This window comes from Mucilaginibacter sp. (genome assembly GCF_965225845.1).
Taxonomy (GTDB): domain Bacteria; phylum Bacteroidota; class Bacteroidia; order Sphingobacteriales; family Sphingobacteriaceae; genus Mucilaginibacter.
Genome location: NZ_CBDDBL010000002.1, coordinates 1976639 through 1995337, shown reverse-complemented (window position 1 = coordinate 1995337; position 18699 = coordinate 1976639). Strand labels below are relative to the sequence as shown.

The 18699-nt window shown below is 38.4% G+C and carries 13 protein-coding genes and 1 tRNA gene; 13 read left to right on the top strand and 1 reads right to left on the bottom strand.

The window, feature by feature from the left end:
* Positions 1-4 precede the first annotated feature (4 nt).
* Positions 5-607, top strand: a complete 603-nt coding sequence (locus ACYZ0U_RS12945; RefSeq protein WP_461452880.1) for a TMEM175 family protein — start codon at positions 5-7, stop codon at positions 605-607.
* On the opposite strand, the gene ACYZ0U_RS12940 is transcribed toward ACYZ0U_RS12945, so the two are convergent.
* Entirely contained in the window at positions 604-2778 is a 2175-nt protein-coding gene (locus tag ACYZ0U_RS12940; RefSeq protein WP_461452878.1) for a tetratricopeptide repeat-containing sensor histidine kinase, read from the bottom strand. The two genes, ACYZ0U_RS12945 and ACYZ0U_RS12940, sit on opposite strands and share 4 nt — an antisense overlap.
* Before the next feature lie 276 nt (positions 2779-3054).
* Here ACYZ0U_RS12940 and ACYZ0U_RS12935 point away from each other — a divergent pair, with 276 nt between their 5' ends.
* The 12 genes from ACYZ0U_RS12935 to ACYZ0U_RS12880 all read left to right on the top strand — a co-directional run bounded on the left by ACYZ0U_RS12935 (position 3055) and on the right by ACYZ0U_RS12880 (position 18691).
* Entirely contained in the window at positions 3055-3501 is a 447-nt protein-coding gene (locus ACYZ0U_RS12935; RefSeq protein ID WP_461452876.1) for an RrF2 family transcriptional regulator, read from the top strand.
* A gap of 9 nt (positions 3502-3510) precedes the next feature.
* Positions 3511-3837, top strand: a complete 327-nt coding sequence (locus tag ACYZ0U_RS12930) for an RNA recognition motif domain-containing protein (RefSeq protein WP_461452874.1) — start codon at positions 3511-3513, stop codon at positions 3835-3837.
* A gap of 140 nt (positions 3838-3977) precedes the next feature.
* Positions 3978-4805, top strand: coding sequence for a formyltetrahydrofolate deformylase (purU, locus tag ACYZ0U_RS12925; RefSeq protein WP_461452872.1), 828 nt, complete (start codon positions 3978-3980; stop codon positions 4803-4805).
* A 397-nt stretch (positions 4806-5202) separates the two neighbouring features.
* Positions 5203-5275: transfer RNA gene (locus ACYZ0U_RS12920), tRNA-Lys, on the top strand.
* Between the two features lie 295 nt (positions 5276-5570).
* Positions 5571-5693, top strand: coding sequence for a hypothetical protein (locus tag ACYZ0U_RS12915; RefSeq protein WP_461452870.1), 123 nt, complete (start codon positions 5571-5573; stop codon positions 5691-5693).
* Positions 5694-5695: 2 nt separating this feature from the next.
* Positions 5696-7387, top strand: coding sequence for an FAD/NAD(P)-binding protein (locus ACYZ0U_RS12910; RefSeq protein WP_461452868.1), 1692 nt, complete (start codon positions 5696-5698; stop codon positions 7385-7387).
* A 200-nt stretch (positions 7388-7587) separates the two neighbouring features.
* A complete protein-coding gene (locus ACYZ0U_RS12905) occupies positions 7588-8145 on the top strand; it encodes a DUF1543 domain-containing protein (RefSeq protein WP_461452866.1) in 558 nt (185 codons plus the stop codon).
* Positions 8146-8375: 230 nt separating this feature from the next.
* Positions 8376-11273 (top strand): triple tyrosine motif-containing protein, encoded by a 2898-nt coding sequence (locus tag ACYZ0U_RS12900; RefSeq protein WP_461452864.1) that lies wholly within the window; start codon positions 8376-8378, stop codon positions 11271-11273.
* A 257-nt stretch (positions 11274-11530) separates the two neighbouring features.
* Positions 11531-14557, top strand: a complete 3027-nt coding sequence (locus ACYZ0U_RS12895) for a SusC/RagA family TonB-linked outer membrane protein (protein WP_461452862.1) — start codon at positions 11531-11533, stop codon at positions 14555-14557.
* A gap of 11 nt (positions 14558-14568) precedes the next feature.
* The gene (locus ACYZ0U_RS12890; protein WP_461452860.1) at positions 14569-16056 is read left to right on the top strand and encodes a RagB/SusD family nutrient uptake outer membrane protein; all 1488 of its coding nucleotides are present in this window, start codon (positions 14569-14571) and stop codon (positions 16054-16056) included.
* A 19-nt stretch (positions 16057-16075) separates the two neighbouring features.
* Positions 16076-16924: a LamG domain-containing protein gene (locus ACYZ0U_RS12885; RefSeq protein ID WP_461452858.1), complete on the top strand. Its 849-nt coding sequence runs from the start codon at positions 16076-16078 to the stop codon at positions 16922-16924.
* A 93-nt stretch (positions 16925-17017) separates the two neighbouring features.
* Positions 17018-18691 carry a glucoamylase family protein gene (locus ACYZ0U_RS12880; protein WP_461452856.1) on the top strand — a complete coding sequence of 558 codons (1674 nt, stop codon included), beginning with the start codon at positions 17018-17020 and terminating at the stop codon, positions 18689-18691.
* Positions 18692-18699 lie beyond the last annotated feature (8 nt).

Below are 18699 nucleotides of genomic sequence, written 5' to 3'. Positions count from 1 at the left end.
TAATATGGATAAAGGACGTTTAGAGGCATTTAGCGATGGTGTGATTGCGATTATCATCACCATTATGGTTCTGGAGATAAAAATGCCCGGCGCCCATCATGATAGCCTGCAATCGCTTATTCCATTTTACCCGATATTTATTTGCTATGTGATCAGCTTTATTTATGTGGGGATTTACTGGAATAATCATCACCACTTAATGCAGGCTGTAACCAGCGTAAATGGAAGTACACTTTGGGCGAATTTGCATCTGCTTTTTTGGCTTTCGATAGTGCCTTTAGTTACAGAATGGATGGGAGAAAATAATTTTACCAAATGGCCAACGATAATGTACGGAGTTTCACTGATCATGTGTGCCGTAGCCTATGCGATATTAGTGTTTATTTTAAAGAAACACGAAGGCCCGGACTCGCTTTTTGTAAAGGCAATAGGGACTGATAAAAAAGGGAAAATATCAATAGTGATTTATGCTGTTGCTATACTTTTGGCATGGGTAAATCCGTGTATTAGCTTTGCTTTATATTTTCTAGTAGCCTGTATATGGTTCATTCCTGATAGGCGTATAGAAAAGCATATTTTAAATGAAGAGAATTTAATAGAAGACTAAGATGCATATATAGGTACTGTAAATGAGAATTCTGTACCCTCATCCTGTTTACTGGTTACCCATATTTTGCCGTTGCATTTTTCAACAAGGTCCTTACAAAAAAGTAAACCCATCCCTGTACCGGATTCCTGGTTTGTACCAGTACTGCTATCAACCTTGCTTTTAAACAGTTTTTTAAGTTTTTCGGCGGGGATACCCATACCACTGTCTTTTACTTTTATTTCGATGAATTCAACTCCGGATGAAGCTATAACTTCAATAGTATCCTTCTCACCAGAAAACTTAATGGCATTCGTTATTAGGTTTCTTATTACTATACGTATCGAATTTGGATCTGCCGAAGCTATAGTATCCAAAGGCACACTGTCAATCAAAGTAATTCCTTTTTGAGCAGCTTGTTCCTGGTAGTTTTCTATTTCATATTCAACAATTTCCTTAATTGAAAAACTTTTGACTGAATTCTCAAAATTTTCCATTTGACTGTTGATCCAAAATAGCAATGTATCCAGGAAATCAGATGTATACTCCAATTTCTTTAATACGTTAGGTATCATGGCAACCAACTCCTGGTGTGATATTGTGTCATCCTGGAGCAAACTAAATAATCCCCTCAATGTGCTCAATGGCGCACGAAGATCATGTGCTAATACCGATATCAGCCTGTCTTTTAAAACATTTAAGTCATTTAGTTTATGAGCTTGTTCGTCAAGATTAGCTTTTTGAATAAGCACTTCGTTGTTCTTTTCTTCCAGTTTCAGGTTTATCTTTTGCTGTTTGCGCTTTTGATTGTAATAAACAACAACAGTAGCCACCATACCGGCAATAATTATCAGGAATATGGTATTTAATAAACGCTGATTGTGCAGCCTTTGTGCATAAAGTATTTCCCTTTCCTGTTCTTGCTGTTGTTGTTGGCGCTCTTTAGCTGCAAAATCTAACGCCAGGTTATATGAAGCTTGCTTTTGCATGCTTTCACTGCTCTTGAGTTGATTTTTTAAGTCTACATATTCTTTTAAATATTTGTAAGCTTCTGTATAATTACCTAAACCCGCGAGTGTTATGTTTAATTGCATCACTGCCCTCGCCCTAACCTCTAAATCACCTAATTTATTGGCATAATCACGCCCTGCAAATGCATATTTATAGGCGTTTTTATAATCTTTTTGCAAGTTATAAACTGTTGCATATCCAATAACAGCATTGGCCTCATTATTAACAAATTTATAGTTTGAGGCAATTTGTAAAGATGTATCTAAATATTTTGTAGCAGCTTTAATATTATTAAGATGTCCGTAACACAATCCTAAATCAGTATATATAGATCCCAAACCATCTTTATCATCCTGTTTACGTGCAATTACCAAAGCCGATTTTAAATGACTGATTGCACTTTCATATTGCCCTTGAGCAAGTAAAATTTCACCTATATTTTCATTTACAGTTCCAACATCCTGAAGATCATTTATTTCTTTTGAAATTTTAATTGATTTGCTGAAATAATCAAGTGCGTCTGACCATACTTCGGTACTTTGTAATATAACACCAATATCGTTATAACTCTCGGCAGCTAATGCTTTATAATGATTTTTAAGCGCTATAAAAAGCCCTTTGTAATAAAAATCTAATGCTTGTGGAATTAATCCCTCACTATAATAAACAATGCCTATATTTTTATAAGTATCACTTAGCCCTAATTGATTATTTATTTGAAGATTTATTTGTTCCGCAAGATTTAAGTAATAAAGGGCCATACTATAATTTGCAAGCAAATTGTACATGCGGCCGTACAAAACGTAACTGGCACTAAGCCCTTTTCTGTTGTTTAATTTTTTATAAATAGCAATAGCCTCATCAAAATCAATTTTAGCTTGTTCCGATCTACCTTTAAAATAAGTAACATGTCCTAATTGTAATAACCCACCGGCTATGCCTGCGCTGTAGTTTATTTTTTTTGCTAATTGTATGCTTTTTGTTCCGTAATAATAAGTACTATCCGGATTAGTGCGAAAATAATCTTCCGCCAATTTGTTCAGTTTATTAACTACCGAAGTGTCGGGAGTGGGGCCCGAATTTGCTAATAATGTTTTTACACTATCTATTTCACCAACGTTTACGTTAGCAAAACACGACAGGCAAGAAAATGAAAAAATAAAAATTAAGAAAAATTTCAATGTAAACCTATCTATCTTTTAGTCAGTCAATACTAAGTATCAGTTTCCTGTTTTACGAAAAATCAGGAAAAAATGTTCTTTATTGATAATTATAAGTTAACATTATACATATTTCATTTGCTATGGCAATATATGTAATATTTCGTTTAACAACAATGCCAATCGTTCAATTAAAAAGGCAAAGTAATCTGATATTATATTCAATTTGCACGCTCAAAATCTGCACTTATGTTTAGTTTGTTAAATTATTCTTATTTTTGAGGGTTAATTTGTTTTATGCTGTCCAAAAAAACCAAATACGCTATTAAAGCGCTTATTATAATGGGAAAAAATACTGATAAGCCTCCCATGCAAATTGCACAGATAGCTGAGTTAGAAAGAATACCCAAAAAATTCCTGGAATCAATACTGCTTGAAATGCGTAACCATGGATTTTTGTACAGCAAAAAAGGATCGGGTGGGGGATATGCATTAAATAAAAGCCCTAAAGAAATATTTCTGTCTGAAATTTTGCGGCTTACTGATGGGCCGATTGCAATGGTGCCTTGCGCAAGCCTTAACTTTTATCACAAATGTGATGAATGTCGCGATGAGGTTACCTGTGGTATAAGGGCTATGTTTATTGATATCAGGGACTCCACTTTAAAAATTCTTGCAGAAACAACGATTGCTGATCTTATTGAGCGGGAATCAACATTAGGGGCTTCTATTCTCAGCATGTAAACTTAAAATATGACCAAATTATTTGTTGTAGGGTTTCCGCGTGATATGGATAAAACAGAACTGCTTGAGCTTTTTAGCTTACATGGTTTGGTTGATCTTGTTACCGTAATTACTGATAAAAATACAGGCATAAGCCAGGGTTATGGTTTTATTCACATGAATGACCAGGCAGGTGCTGAAAGGGCTATAGCGGCACTGAACGGGGCTCAAATTGACGACCGAACAATATCAGTTAGGATAGCTGATGCGAAACCGGAGCCTGAACCGCCGAAGCCTGTTTACCGCCAGGTGCCAAAGCCAGGTGTAAAAGCAAAACGCCCGCGAAAAATACGATAATTAGTATTTTTGATTCTCCTTGTTAAGTATATAGCCTTGTTTAAAGCGAGGCGGTTTCATTTATGACCTCCTTATTGTAAGCGCCTCGCCGAAAATAACCAACAGGTTTATATCTTTAAAAAAATCTATATCCAAAATTAATGATCATTGTAATTCAGTGCCGCGATCGGGTAGGCCTTGTTGCCGACATAACGGCAATTTTAGCAAAGTATCAGCTTAATATAATTTCCATGCGCGAGCATGTGGACAAAAACGAGAATATGTTTTTTATGCGCCTCACCATTGACGATGGAAATGATGAAGCGCAGCTTGAAAGTTATATAAAAGGTGTATTACCAGATGGTGCATTTATATCTATAAATCCAAAGCCAAATAAAAAGGTAATTGTAATGGTAAGTAAAGAATATCATTGCCTGGCTGATATATTGATACGTAATTACTTTGGTACTTTTGGGGCAACTGTGCAATGTGTTATTGGTAACCATAGTTTGTTACAGGAAATATGCAACCGCTTTGATATGCCTTTTTACGCAGTATCCCACGAGGGAATAAGTAAAGCTGAATTTGAAGGAGAAATAGCTTCAGTTATAAATCAATATGATCCTGATTATATTGTACTCGCTAAATTTATGCGGATTCTATCACCATCAGTAGTAGCTAAATTCCCGATGCGGATTATTAATATTCACCATTCCTTTTTGCCTGCTTTTATTGGTGCTAACCCGTACCGGCAGGCGTTTGAAAGAGGAGTGAAGCTTATAGGGGCCACGGCTCATTTTGTATCGAACGAGTTAGATGAAGGACCGATCATCACGCAGCAAATAATTCCGGTTAATCATTCTTTTACCTCCGCCGATATGGTAAAGGCAGGAAAAGAGATTGAAACTGCAGTTTTAGCCAAAGCACTTAAGCTTGTGTTCGAAGATAGAGTGTTTGTTTACAATAACAAAACAGTAATTTTTGAATAAAATTAATGCATATACATACTGATTTGCAAGTACAATCAAACCTGCCATTGATCAATATGGAAATGAAACTATTATTAAAATAGTTGACAATGGAATTGGTATAGATATAGAAAGGTAAAAAGATGAATTGTTTAAACCTTGTAAACGTTTAACTTCAGAAGTTGAAGGTAAAGGTTTGGAACTTTTTTGGTTAAGAGCCATGTAGATAGTTACTGACGCACGATTTGAACATAAAATGGGCTTAACTGACGCACTTAGTGACGCATTTAAACCTGACGCAATAAAAAACTCTATTTTAGTTACTTCTTAATCTAAATTAATTTTTAGCAAAAAAGACTTCTTTTATACTTAAAAAAGCTTTTCTTTGCACCCTAATTAAATCACCCGTGTTTACAACGACTTGGTAGCTCAGCCGGTAGAGCAACTGACTCTTAATCAGTGGGTCGAGAGTTCGATCCTCTCCCAGGTCACCCTTGACCGCAAATTAGATTTCAAGTCTATTTTGCGGTTTTTTGTATGAATACAGCCTTTACGCTATCAAAAAAATATATTCATTTATTTTAAGAGTGGATGTTGAGTCTAGTCAAATTTCAATTTTGGCGGAAAAGCAATTTATAAATAGTCGCCGCTTATTCTATACGGTGTGCATTTAAAAACAGGCATATCCTAAAAGAATATTTATTTACTATTAAGACAATTACAAATAAATAGCTATTATTTAGGTTCGGAATGATATATGTAATAACTTTTATAAGTTATATTATTATGAAACCTGTAGATATATTACTTCAAATACAGTTATTCGACCTTAAAATTTTAATGGACCTGAAAGCTGACCTAAAAAAACTAAGAACCCGTAAACGCCGTAAAAACTTAATTGCAGCTTAAAGATGCACATTGGTATAATTGGGGGAGGCCCCAGCTCCATGTTTATGCTGAAGAGATTGGTTGAATCGGGACGATCAGATTTTAGCATTGATATTTTCGAAAAAAAAAGTAAACTCGGTGTTGGCATGCCCTATAGTGATGAAGGTGCCTGCCGGGAACACATCACAAACGTTTCCGGTAACGAAATCCCCGACCTAGTTACAACAGTTGAAGACTGGGTGGGCATGAATTATAAGGTGGCCAACAATTATGATATTTCAGTTAAAAAGTTTAATGAATATAAAGTTCTACCGCGATTGCTGTTCGGGGAATATCTGTCTCAGCAGTTCGATTTGCTGTTGATTAAAGCAGGTGAACTCGGTATGAAAGTTAATGTGCATTATCAAACTCAGATTAACGATATCAGTTACGTAGCAGCAAGTGGCAATGTGAAACTTTATACATTGAATGAAGAAGTCTTCACTTTTGATAAGGTTATCGTTTGCAGCGGTCATTATTGGCCTAAATATCATGAAGATAAAGTACCCGGATATTTCGATTCACCATATCCGCCTATAAAATTAGCGAATCTTGTCAATCATACCATTGCAATTAGGGGAGCTTCGCTTACCGCGATTGACGCTTTGCGAACACTGGCCTTAAACAATGGTTCTTTTTCTTATGATTCAATGGGAAAGAAAGTTTATCGTTTGAAGGAAAACTGTAGCGAGTTTAGGATTGTCCTGCATTCGAGAAATGGCATGTTGCCGGCAGTACGGTTTCACCTCGAGGATTCCCATTTGGCTAAAGATTCAGTACTTGATCAAAAAGAGGTTGAAGCCGTTCGCGCACAAAATGATGGTTTTTTGCCGCTTGACTATGTTTACAAACGAAACTTTTTAGACGGGTTAAAGATTCACAGGCCTGATTTTTATGAGCTAATCAAAGACCTTAGCATGGAAGACTTTGTTGAATTGATGATGATCAGGCGCGAAGAAACACCAGCCTTTGATTTACTAAAAGCAGAATATGCTGAAGCTCAACGTTCGATCAAACTTAAGCGTTCTGTGTACTGGAAAGAGATGCTGGCTATTTTAAGTTTTGCGATGAATTACCCCGCAAAATATTTTTCAGCAGAGGATATGTTGCGTTTACAAAAAACACTGATGCCGTTGGTATCTATTGTGATCGCTTTTGCTCCGCAGGATTCCGTAGAAGAGATGATTGCGCTACATGAAGCCGGGATTTTACAGTTGATCAAGGTAGGCGAAAAAAGCGAGGTCAGGCCTGATGAAAAGGGTGGTGTTAACTACAGGTATTTTGATGAAACCGGGCAAAAAGTGTCCTTACATTATAATACGTTTATAGATTGTATAGGCCAGCCCCATTTAAATTTTGATGAAATACCTTTCCCTGGTTTGATTTCGAAACAAATTATAGCAGCGGCAAGGATAAAATTCAGGAACAAACAAATCGCAAAAACCTATTTAGATAAAGGAGCTAAAAACGTTTATCGTGATGACAGCGGTGACTTTTATTTAAAAGTACCTGGTATTACCATCGATGACCATTTTCGGGTAGTTGATAATTCTGGCGCGATCAATGAAAAAATTTACATGATGGCTGTGCCTTTTATTGGAGGATTTAATCCTGATTATTCAGGACTGGATTTTGGCGAAGCGGCATCTGCCCGAATCATCGAAAAGCTTATTTAGGCAGATAAATTACATGCCAGGTAGTAGCTGTTTAAGTATATATAAACAAGCACATCCGTATTAATTGTTGCATTTAAAATAATTAAAACTTAACAGGTTTTGATTACCTTAGGTGTTGATTGACCCGATCTTCAAGATGGATAACGGTGTCAGTATTAATAAGCAAATGGCTTATTGTATTAATTGCAAAGTGTAATTTGATGAAGCTTTATTTATTATTATTAGGTGCCGAAGTTCCGGGAAGGGTTGTAGAACAACATGATTATTTCTTTGGCATTGCTGAAAATCTAGCAGAGCTTGTGCCAGCCGTAAAATCATTCTGGCCGGAAGCTGGTGCCACCCTGCACATTGATGGCTGGAGGGAAGTAACAAAAGTGGATAGCCATGCGGTACGGGTTGTTAAAATTGAAGATTCGGCACCCATCGCTACACTTAAACTTTTCTTTTTAAACCTTGGAGGTTACACATCCGGTAAACTTGAGGAACAGCATTATACTTTGCTCACGATTAGGGAGAGCCGTTTAAAAGCCGTACAGGAGGCTAAAAATAACTTGTTTTTTAAAACGAATTCTTTAAAAGGCATTGCAACTGCACATATTGACGAGAAATATGGGATTGATGTGGATAGTGTACATCATATAGAGGATCTTATTTCCCCGGATTTAAAAGCAAAATACAGGATTTTATTTGAAGATGGAACCAAACTGCCCGAAGATAAAATTCATTTAGGTTATTTTAAATTAACTAAAATAAGGTGATCCACTTGGCAAACCTCTTATCTGGTATTACAATATATTTAGTAAACTATTTTTTAGTAATGTATAGATGTAATATTATATATTGTTTTTTATTTAACACATTAAGCATTTGCAATGCTATTTAGTTTAATCAGTTTTGCCGAATATTATTCTATTAGCAGCATATTATTTACATTGCATTCATAATATTTAACTTTACACAGTTAAGTTCAACCCCAATTATACCGCTAATGCATCGTATCGTTAATAAACGTATCTATACTGTATTGTTTCTTTTATTGATATTTCGCACAGCTGCGGCAAATGATATCAAAAATATCGGGGTGCCTTATGTGCAAAATTACTCGAAATCACTATACCAGTCAGGCAACCAAAACTGGTCAATAACTAAAGACGAGCGCGGTGTTATGTACTTTGGTAATGCCGATGGTTTGCTTTCATACGATGGCAAATACTGGCAATTGCATGCCATGCCTAATAGGCTTATTGTAAGGGCAGTTGCAGCAGATGGTAAAGGTAAAATATATGTAGGTGGCTTTGGTGAATTTGGCTACTGGCAAAATAACAGCAGAGGCTTTTTAACTTATCATTCATTGATTGTAAAAGTGCCTAAAAAATACATCCCTAATGACGAGATCTGGAAAATATATGTTGACGGTGACCGGATTTTGTTTGAGTCCTTCAGCACTGTTTATATGTATGCTGATGGTAAGATTGATGTAATCAAATCTCCTAACCCATATTTGTTTTTATATAAGCTCGGCAACCGTTATTTTATAGAACAGCTGAACGCTGGGTTATTCGATCTAAAAAAGAATCACTTGGAGATTGTACCGGGAAGTAATATATTGGGTAGTAGTGGGGTGCTATCTATTTTACCATATAAAAAAGATGAGTTTGTTATCGGCACATCAAAAAATGGCTTGTTTATTTACAATGGTAAGCAAATCCAGCCCTGGGCCAATCAGGCGAACACTTTTTTAAAGGCATATCAACTTAATAATGGTACAGTAGTATCCGGTAAATATTATGCTTATGGTACTATACTAAATGGTGTGATTATTATTGACACGGCCGGGAATGTTGTACAGCATATCAATAAATCAACAGGCTTACAAAACAATACCGTTTTAAGTTTATATACTGATAACGAAGAGAATTTATGGGCTGGGCTGGATAACGGGATTGATCGTATAGAACTAAACTCACCGCTTTATTTTTATTTTGATAAGACAGGAAATTTCGGGACTGTATACTCCAGCAGTATTTATAATAATAAGATTTACCTGGGTACTAACCAGGGTTTATTTTACAGTCAGTGGTCGCCAAATAGCACCAGCCAGTTGTTTAATAAATTAAATTTTCAATTAATACCCGGCTCACAGGGCCAGGTATGGGATCTTTCCACACAGGATGGTAAATTGTTATGTGGGCATAATGACGGTACCTATTTGGTTGGTAATGCTGATATCAGAAAAATATCGGAAGTTAACGGCGGATGGACGGTAAGAAAGCTAAACAAAGATATGCTGGTACAGGGTACCTATACAGGTTTAATTACTTATCGCAAAGATGGCGCGGGTAATTGGATCTTCAACCGTAAAATAAATGGTTTTAGTGAGCCTTCGCGATATGTAGAGCAGGATGTTAAAGGCCAGATATGGGTTAGTCATGCTTATAAGGGTATTTATAAACTTAGTTTAAATAATAATTTAACGACAGTAACTTCAAAAAGATACTATGATGAACGGAACGGCCTGCCTGGAAGCTATAACATCAATGTATTTAACCTGGATAATAAGATAATTTTTTCATCTGATTCAGGGTTTTATGTTTATGATGATATTACCGATCACTTTTATAAATATCAGCAGTTAAACAGTAACCTGGGCTCTTTCGCTTCATCCAACAAAGTTATTTCGGCTGATGGAAAAAAATATTGGTTCATAAATCACGGCAGGGTAGCCTTAGCCGATCTTTCACAGGCCGGGAGGATATCTATAGACTCAAACAGTTTCACGGTACTCAATGGGCAAATGGTACAGCATTATGAAAACATTAGCCGTATAAATAACCGGATGTACCTGATTAGCGTAGATGACGGGTTTGTAATTTATAATGATGCAGATGCTAATGCCAATGCCAGGGTCAACTTGCCGTCGGTATTGATTGGTAGAGTTGAGAATATAACAGATAAAGTAACCGCTATCAGTGATAATGGAAATGATAGCGCGGTTGATATTCCTTTCACCAAAAATAACATCCGCATTTTATATGCTTTGCCTTATTACAGGCAGGCAAAAATTAAATATCAGTATTATTTAAAAGGATATTCATCGCAATGGTCGGATTGGACATCGCAAACACAAAAGGAGTTCACTAATCTTAGCCAGGGAACCTATATTTTTAGTGTGAAAGCGAAAATAAATGATAGCAATATTACTTCTGCTACCAATTTTACCTTTACCATACTAGCTCCATGGTACAGCAATAAAATAGCTATTGCTATTTATGTGCTTTTGTTAATAATAGTTTATTATGTTTTAAGGCGGTTATATGCATTAAAGCTAATACGCCATCAGCAGGATATTCAAGAAAAATTACAAAAGGAACAGGAAGAATTCCTGAAACAGGAAACAATTGCTAACGAACAGGAAATTGTAAGAATTAAGAACGAGCAACTACAGGCTGATCTTGCAGGGAAAAGCAGGGAACTGGCTAATTCGGCAATGAATATTGTTTATAAGAATGAATTACTGCAAAAGATAAGCGATGAAATGTTGAACTTAAAAGATAGCGCCGGCAAAAAGCTATCTGATGAGCAGCTTAGAAAGATCCAGAAAGTAATTAATGAGGGCATGACTGATGAGCGCGACTGGAATTTGTTTGAAAGCAGCTTCAACGAGGCCCATGAAAGTTTTTTCAAAAAATTAAAGGTCCATCACCCTGACCTTGTGCCAAACGATCTGAAACTATGCGCATACTTAAGAATGAACATGAACAGCAAGGAAATCGCATCGTTATTAAACATTTCTTTGCGCGGTGTTGAGATAAGGCGCTACAGGCTGCGAAAAAAGCTCAATTTAGACCACGACAAGAACCTCGTGGAGTTTCTCATGGAGCTGTAACACTACATCATTACCTCTCATACCAATAGTGTATAATTTACGCTTGATTGTTTTTTATATAGTAAAAATGTTATATATTATTTTTTTTAACGTATTGTCTTTTAATTTTTTATAATAATTTATTGACTGGTTGAGATAGTGGTTAGTGTATTGGTGTATTAATGTAGAGGTGATTTATTTGTTAAGGATATTATATCTCAGCAATTTCGGGTTATTCAAAAACCAATTATTTTTTAGTAACCTTAATTATTACCCACATGAAGAGAAATTTTACAATTTCAGGGGTTTTCTTATTGTTCTTTTTATTAGTTAACACTGCATTTGCGCAAAATATTACCGTTAGGGGTAAAATTACAGATGTAAGCACAAACGAGTCGCTCGTTGGTGTAAGTGTGGTTGTAAAGGGCACAACAACAGGAACCCAAACAGATGCAAACGGCGAATTTTCGCTTAACGTATCACCAAATTCAATACTGCAAATTTCCTACATAGGTTATTTAGCGCAAACAATCACTGCCACCAATAAATATTATGCAATTAAACTTGCAGCAGCAGCGAATGACCTAAGCCAGGTTGTTGTTATTGGTTACGGTACACAGCGTAAAATTGACAATACCGGTGCTGTTGCAACAGTAAAAGGTGCAGATCTTGCAAAGCAACCATCCACGAACCCTTTAAGCGCCTTACAAGGCCAGGTTGCTGGTGTCGAAATCATCAATAACGGTCAGCCAGGTGCTTCACCAACTATCAACATACGCGGTGTTGGTACAGTAAATGGCGGTACAAATCCATTATATATAGTTGACGATGTATGGTATGATGATATCAGCTTTTTAAGCAATAGCGATATTGAATCGCTTACTGTGTTGAAAGATGCATCAAGTACCGCTATCTATGGGATAAAGGCTGCTAATGGTGTGGTTATTATTACAACCAAACACGGTAAAAAGGGAAAACCGGTTATTACCTATAATGATTATTTCGGCTGGCAGGCTGTTACCAACCAGGTTAAAATGGCGAATGGTACCGAATATGCCACAGCTATTAACGAGCTATATGCTGATAATGGTATCACACCTGCATTCAGCGCTAATCCATCGCAATACGGCACCGGAACTAACTGGTATAATCAAATTTTGCATAATGCTCCGGTAAGCAATAATCAGTTAGGAATATCAGGCGGTTCTGAAAAATACAGGTATAATTTATCGTTCGCTTATCTTGATCAGGACGGTATTGTTAAAACTAATAATTATAAGAAATATACCTTTCACGTTACAAATGATTACACGCCATTAAAGAATTTAAAATTTGGTTTCAGCGCAAACGTTTTATCAAGTAACTCCCGCGATGTAAACGGCTCTATTTTTCACCAGTTATATACAGCAGCACCAATTGTGCCTGTTTATTACGCTGATGGTAAATATGGGGACCCTGCTGATTACAATGTTGGTGGTGGCGCAAATTACAATCCTGAAGCTACTATTGACTTCTTTAATCAACATTCAAAAAACAAAGAATTGTCAGGTGAAGTGTACGGTCAGTATACTATTATCAAAGGTTTAACATTTAAATCAGATTTTGGTGGGGAGTTAGCCCAAGCCGAGGTAAGGGTTTTTGATCCGGTATATGATGCTACTGGTGCACAGCAAAATCAAACTCCGTCATTAGGTTTGGATCATACAGAAACACGTAACTGGATATGGGAAAATACGTTAACTTACAACAAAACCTTCGGCAAAAGTAGCTTAACGGCACTTGCTGGTTACAGCGCCCAAGTAGACAGAACCAGTTATGCTTCAGCTTTTGCTGATAGTGTTGCTGATGTTAATAAAGGCAATTTACACACGTCGTTCCCAAATGGAGCGCCGATTCTTTACCCACCTGCATCACAGGCTTTAACAGCGTTTATCGGTGAATTCGCACGTGTTAATTATTCATATGATGATCGCTATTTAGTAAATGCTTCTGTTAGGCACGACGGTGCTTCTGAATTTTATCCTACTCCATACGGATATTTCTACTCAGTTGGTGGCGGTTGGGTTATCAGCAATGAGGCGTTTATGAAAGATCAGCATGTTTTCAATTTATTAAAACTTCGTGGAAGCTATGGAACTGTTGGTAACGCAGGTGTACCACACGAGGTAAGTGTGCAAACCATCACAAACGACCCTACTAATTATACTGCCATTTTTGGAAATCCCCAATACACGATCAATGGTGAGAGCGTGAATACAGTAGTACCGCCAACTACTAAATGGGAACAGGCAAAATCTATTGATTTTGGTATAGAAGGATCGCTGTTAAATAATCATTTATCATTTGAAGCTGAATATTATAACAGGCTCACCGAGAACGCAATATTCGCGGTTCCAATTCCGGGTTCAACCGGAGAAAATGGTCCAAATGGTGGTTTAGTAGCAAACCAGGCCAATATCAGGAACAATGGTTTTGAATTTACCTTAACCTGGAAACAACAGCTTAACAGCAGTGTATTTTACTCTATAAGCCCGAACCTGGGTATAAACAACAACATGGTAACCAAAGTAATTTCCGGCAATAACCCAATTTATGGCGGTGGAAATGGTATTACGAATGGTGCGCTGGCTACACGTACTGTAAAAGGAGAGCCTATTGGCGAGTTTTTCGGCTATAAAGTTACTGGAATATTTCAAACACCTGCACAGGTCGCAGCCTCTAACGAAGCCGGAACCGCTAAACCAGGTGATTTTATTTATCAGGACGTTAATGGCGATGGCCAGATCACCAGCGCGGATAGGGTTAACCTGGGTAATCCGAATGCGAAATATGGTTACGGTGTAAACATGTTTTTAAAGGTCAAAAGCTTCGACTTTACTGTTGACCTGCAAGGACGCGCCGATGTTAGTATCTACAATGCTAACCTTGCTTACCGTTATGGGAATGAAAACTTTACTCAGAATTTTTATGACAATCGCTGGCATGGGCCGGGTACATCCAATACTTACCCGTCTGTAAACTTGGGTTCCACCTATGATTCAGCCCCTAACTCATTTTATGTAACCAGCGGTGCTTATTTCCGCGTTCGTAACCTGCAGTTAGGCTATACATTGCCTTCTGATGTTGCAAGAAGATTGAAAATGCAAAGTGTAAGGTTCTTCGCAAATGCCCAAAATGCTATTAACGTATTTGGATATAAAGGCTTTAGCCCTGAAGTTGGCGGCGGCCCTACCAATGAGGGTATTGACGCAAATGTATATCCTTTATACGCTACTTACAATTTTGGTGTTAACGTTTCATTTTAAATCGGATAACGATGAAAAACAAAAAATATAATTTACAAAACGTAATGGGGCTGGGCCTTATTACAGCGATATCTCTTTTCGCAGGATGTAAAAAAAGCTTTTTAGACAGAACTGCTGCCGGTACCACCGTTGCTACCCAGTTCTGGAAAACTTCTGCTGATGCTACAGCAGCTAATGCTGCCATGTATGCCGATTTGCACAGCTATGCCGAACTTGCTTTTCCTGCTATCGCCATAGAAAGCATGGGTTCTGATGATGTTACAAAAGGATCGGTACCTACAGATGCTACATTTTTGCAGGAATACATTAATTTTAGCGTTACACCCGGAGAAGGCCAGTTAGAAGGTTTTTGGACAGGTGTGTATAATAACATCAACTTCGCTAATCAAATACTCACCAATGTACCTGCCATTAATATGGATGCTACCTTAAAAGCAAGGTATCTGGCAGAGGCGCAATTCATCAGGGCATATGATTATTTCAGGCTGGTACGCGCTTTCGGCGCTGTGCCGCTACGTTTACATCCGCCGGTAACAGCTTCAGATTATAACCTGGCACGTACACCAGCTGCCCAGGTTTATGCACAAATAGAAGCTGATCTTACTGCTGCAGCATCGGTATTACCTACTACTTACAGTTCTGTTGATATTGGCCATGTTACAAAGGGCGCAGCCTTAGCCCTACACGCTAAAGTAGCATTATATCAGAAAAAATGGACCGATGTGGTAACTTACACTAACCAGGTTACGGCTTTAGGTGTTTATTCTCTATTCCCGAACTACGAGAAAATGTTTCGGACTCAAAATAAAAATAACTCTGAATCTATTTTTGAAATTCAAAACGAGTTGATCCCCAATCATCCGGAGGAATCAAATTCACAATATTCACAAGTGCAAATGCCGCGTGTTACTGAGCCTGCAGGCGGATGGGGCTTCAATAACCCAAGCCCAAACCTGATAGCTGAATTTGAAGCCGGCGATCCGCGTTTGGCAGCAACAGTTATTTATACCGGACAAGTAACAGCCGAAGGCGATATGATCGATGCATCAGCGCCCGATCCTTATTATAATTACAAATCTTATGTGCCCTTTTCTCAGTATGTTTCCGGATTCAACCAGGGCTGCCAGCAGGATTTTATGGTTTTGCGCTATGCCGATGTATTATTAATGAATGCAGAGGCTAATAATGAGTTGGGTAGCACCTCTACCGCATTAGCCTCCCTGGAAATGGTTCGGGCAAGGGCACGTGAGGGCAACTCAGCTATTCTGCCAGCGGTTACTACAACTGACCAGGCAACTTTACGTAATGCAATATATCACGAACGGAGGGTAGAGTTAGGAATGGAGTTTGATCGCCATGCAGATGTAATACGCCAGGGGCGCGGCGCGGCAGTATTCGGCTTCCTCGGTTTTAAAGCAGGTAAAAGCGAAGTATGGCCTATTCCTCAAAATGAGATCGACCTGAGCGCAGGTGTACTTACTCAAAATCCGGGTTATTAATTATTAAATCAGATCAGTAATGAAAAAGATATTTATACTTATGATAGCAACGATAATATTTGCCGGGCTATCATCATGCCAAAAAAAGTTTGATCCCAAAACTTACGCGCCTGCCAAGCCATTGCCTACTTATAATGGTTACAGCAGCTCAAAAGAGATCGCTACTTCAAACTTGGTTGCCTTTTGGCCCTTCAGCGGTTCACTAGCCGATAGCCTGTCAGCTACGACTGGTGTATCTACTGCTACAACATTTGGCGCCGGCTTATCGGGCCAGGGTTTGCAAGTATCATCAACAGGCTATATGGTTACTAATACACCGCCGGCTGTAAAAAGCCTTCAAAGTTTTACTGTGAGTGTTTGGGTAAATATGCCATTAAATACAGGAGCAGCAGGTATTGTTAGTGTTGCACACACGCAAAATTTCTGGGGAAATTTTGACATCTTTTTTGATAATGGCGGCACGGCCACCACAGGAGTACTTAAAGTACATGTATACGATAAAAGTGCTTCAACGGCGGGCACTGATGCCTGGGAAGGCGGTTATACTGTAAGCAAACCATGGAATACCTGGACACAGATCATCGTAACTTATGATGCAACTTCACAAACTGTAACTGTTTATTATGACGGTGCTTCAGCAGGTTCTAACACTGTTAAAACATTTGGCCCGCTGGATTGGTCGAAAGTTGGTCAGATGGTTTTTGGCACATTGCAATTTCAAACTAATCCCTCACTTACTGCCGGTTCTGCTTCACAGCCCTGGGCAGCCAGTGTTAATGGTGTGATTGATCAGGTGAGGATATATAATATTGCCCTGTCATCAACACAAGCCTCCGCTTTATACAGTTTAGAAAAAACTGGAAGGTAATAATTGTTTCTCATGGGTTGCCCGGCGAAAGCCGGGCAGCCATTTTACACTTACATTAGGTTGGTGGCCATTCAGATAATTAGCATATAAGGCATGAAATATTTCAATATTGGTTTATTATTTATTACGCTCGCCGGGTTAAACTCGTGCTCAAAAAGCGCCAGGGGCGCTGATGCAACTCCCCAGCCATCACCCACTTCATTTAGTTTTAGCGGGGTTAAGGTTAATGGCGTAAGCAATGGCTACAATTATCCTAATGTAAATGCCACACCGGTTTTAAAATTATCTTTTAACGCAGCTGTTAACCCCTCATCTGTAAGTAATAACGTTACTTTTAAAACATCAGGCGGTATAGCGGTAAATTATACTGTTGCCTATCAAAATGGCGACAGCGTTGTGGTAATTTCGCCTCCAAAATTGTCTTATCTAACAAAATATACACTTACTGTTTCAACCAGCCTTAAATCTTCAGCAGGCGGAACTTTGCAATCCGCATTAAATGTTAACCTAACCACTTCTATTGATTCCACCAATAAGTTCCCTACTATTACTGATGATCAATTGCTAACATTGGTGCAGCAGCAAACCTTTAAATACTTCTGGGATTTTGGCCACCCGGTAAGCGGATTAGCACGTGAACGTAACACATCCGGCGATGTAGTTACTACGGGTGGTTCAGGCTTTGGTGTTATGGCTATAGTTGTAGGTATCAGCCGCCAGTTTATTTCGCGTGCCGATGGCTTAACGCGTATGCAAACTATCGTAGCATTTTTAAAAAATAACGCGCAAACATTTCATGGCGCGTTTCCGCATTGGTTAAATGGGGCAACTGGTGCTGTAGTACCTTTCAGTACCCAGGATGATGGTGCCGACCTGGTTGAAACATCCTATTTAATGGAAGGCTTACTTACTGCCCGCCAATACTTCAATGGTGCATCTGCTGCTGAAACCCAGTTAAGAACAGATATTAATACCTTGTGGAATAACGTGGAATGGGATTGGTTCAGGCAAAACAGTCAGAATACATTGTTTTGGCATTGGAGCCCGGATTATGCATGGTCTACCAATCAGCAGGTAAATGGCTGGAATGAAGCGCTGATCACTTATGTGCTGGCAGCATCTTCAACTACACACTCCGTACCTAAAATAGTTTATGACAATGGCTGGGCAGGCAATGGCAGTATGAGGAATGGTGGTACTTATTATGGCGTTAAATTACCATTGGGCCCTGCAGGCGGTGGCCCGTTATTCTTCGCGCATTACTCATTTATGGGCATCAACCCAAACAGTTTAACCGATGCTTATGCTGCGTACGATGTACAAAACCAGGCGCACGCCACCATCAACTATAACTATTGTGTAGCAAACCCCAATAATAACGCAGGTTACAGCCCCGATTGCTGGGGGCTTACCGCAAGCGATATTGAAAATAACGGCTATACTGCCAGTTCACCGACTAACGATGTTGGGGTTATTGCGCCTACCGCGGCTATATCTTCGTTGCCATATACGCCAACACAATCTTTACAAGCCCTGCGCTTTTTTTATTATAAACTGGGGGATAAAACCTGGGGGCCTTATGGTTTTTATGATTCCTTTGATTTGAACGACGCCTGGTTTGCAACTTCAGACCTGGCGATTGACGAAGGCCCGATCATCAACATGATTGAAAATTACCGCACCGGTTTGCTCTGGAATTTGTTCATGAGCTGTCCTGAAGTACAAACCGGTATGAAAAATTTAGGCTTTAGCAGCCCTAACTTATAGCTATTACA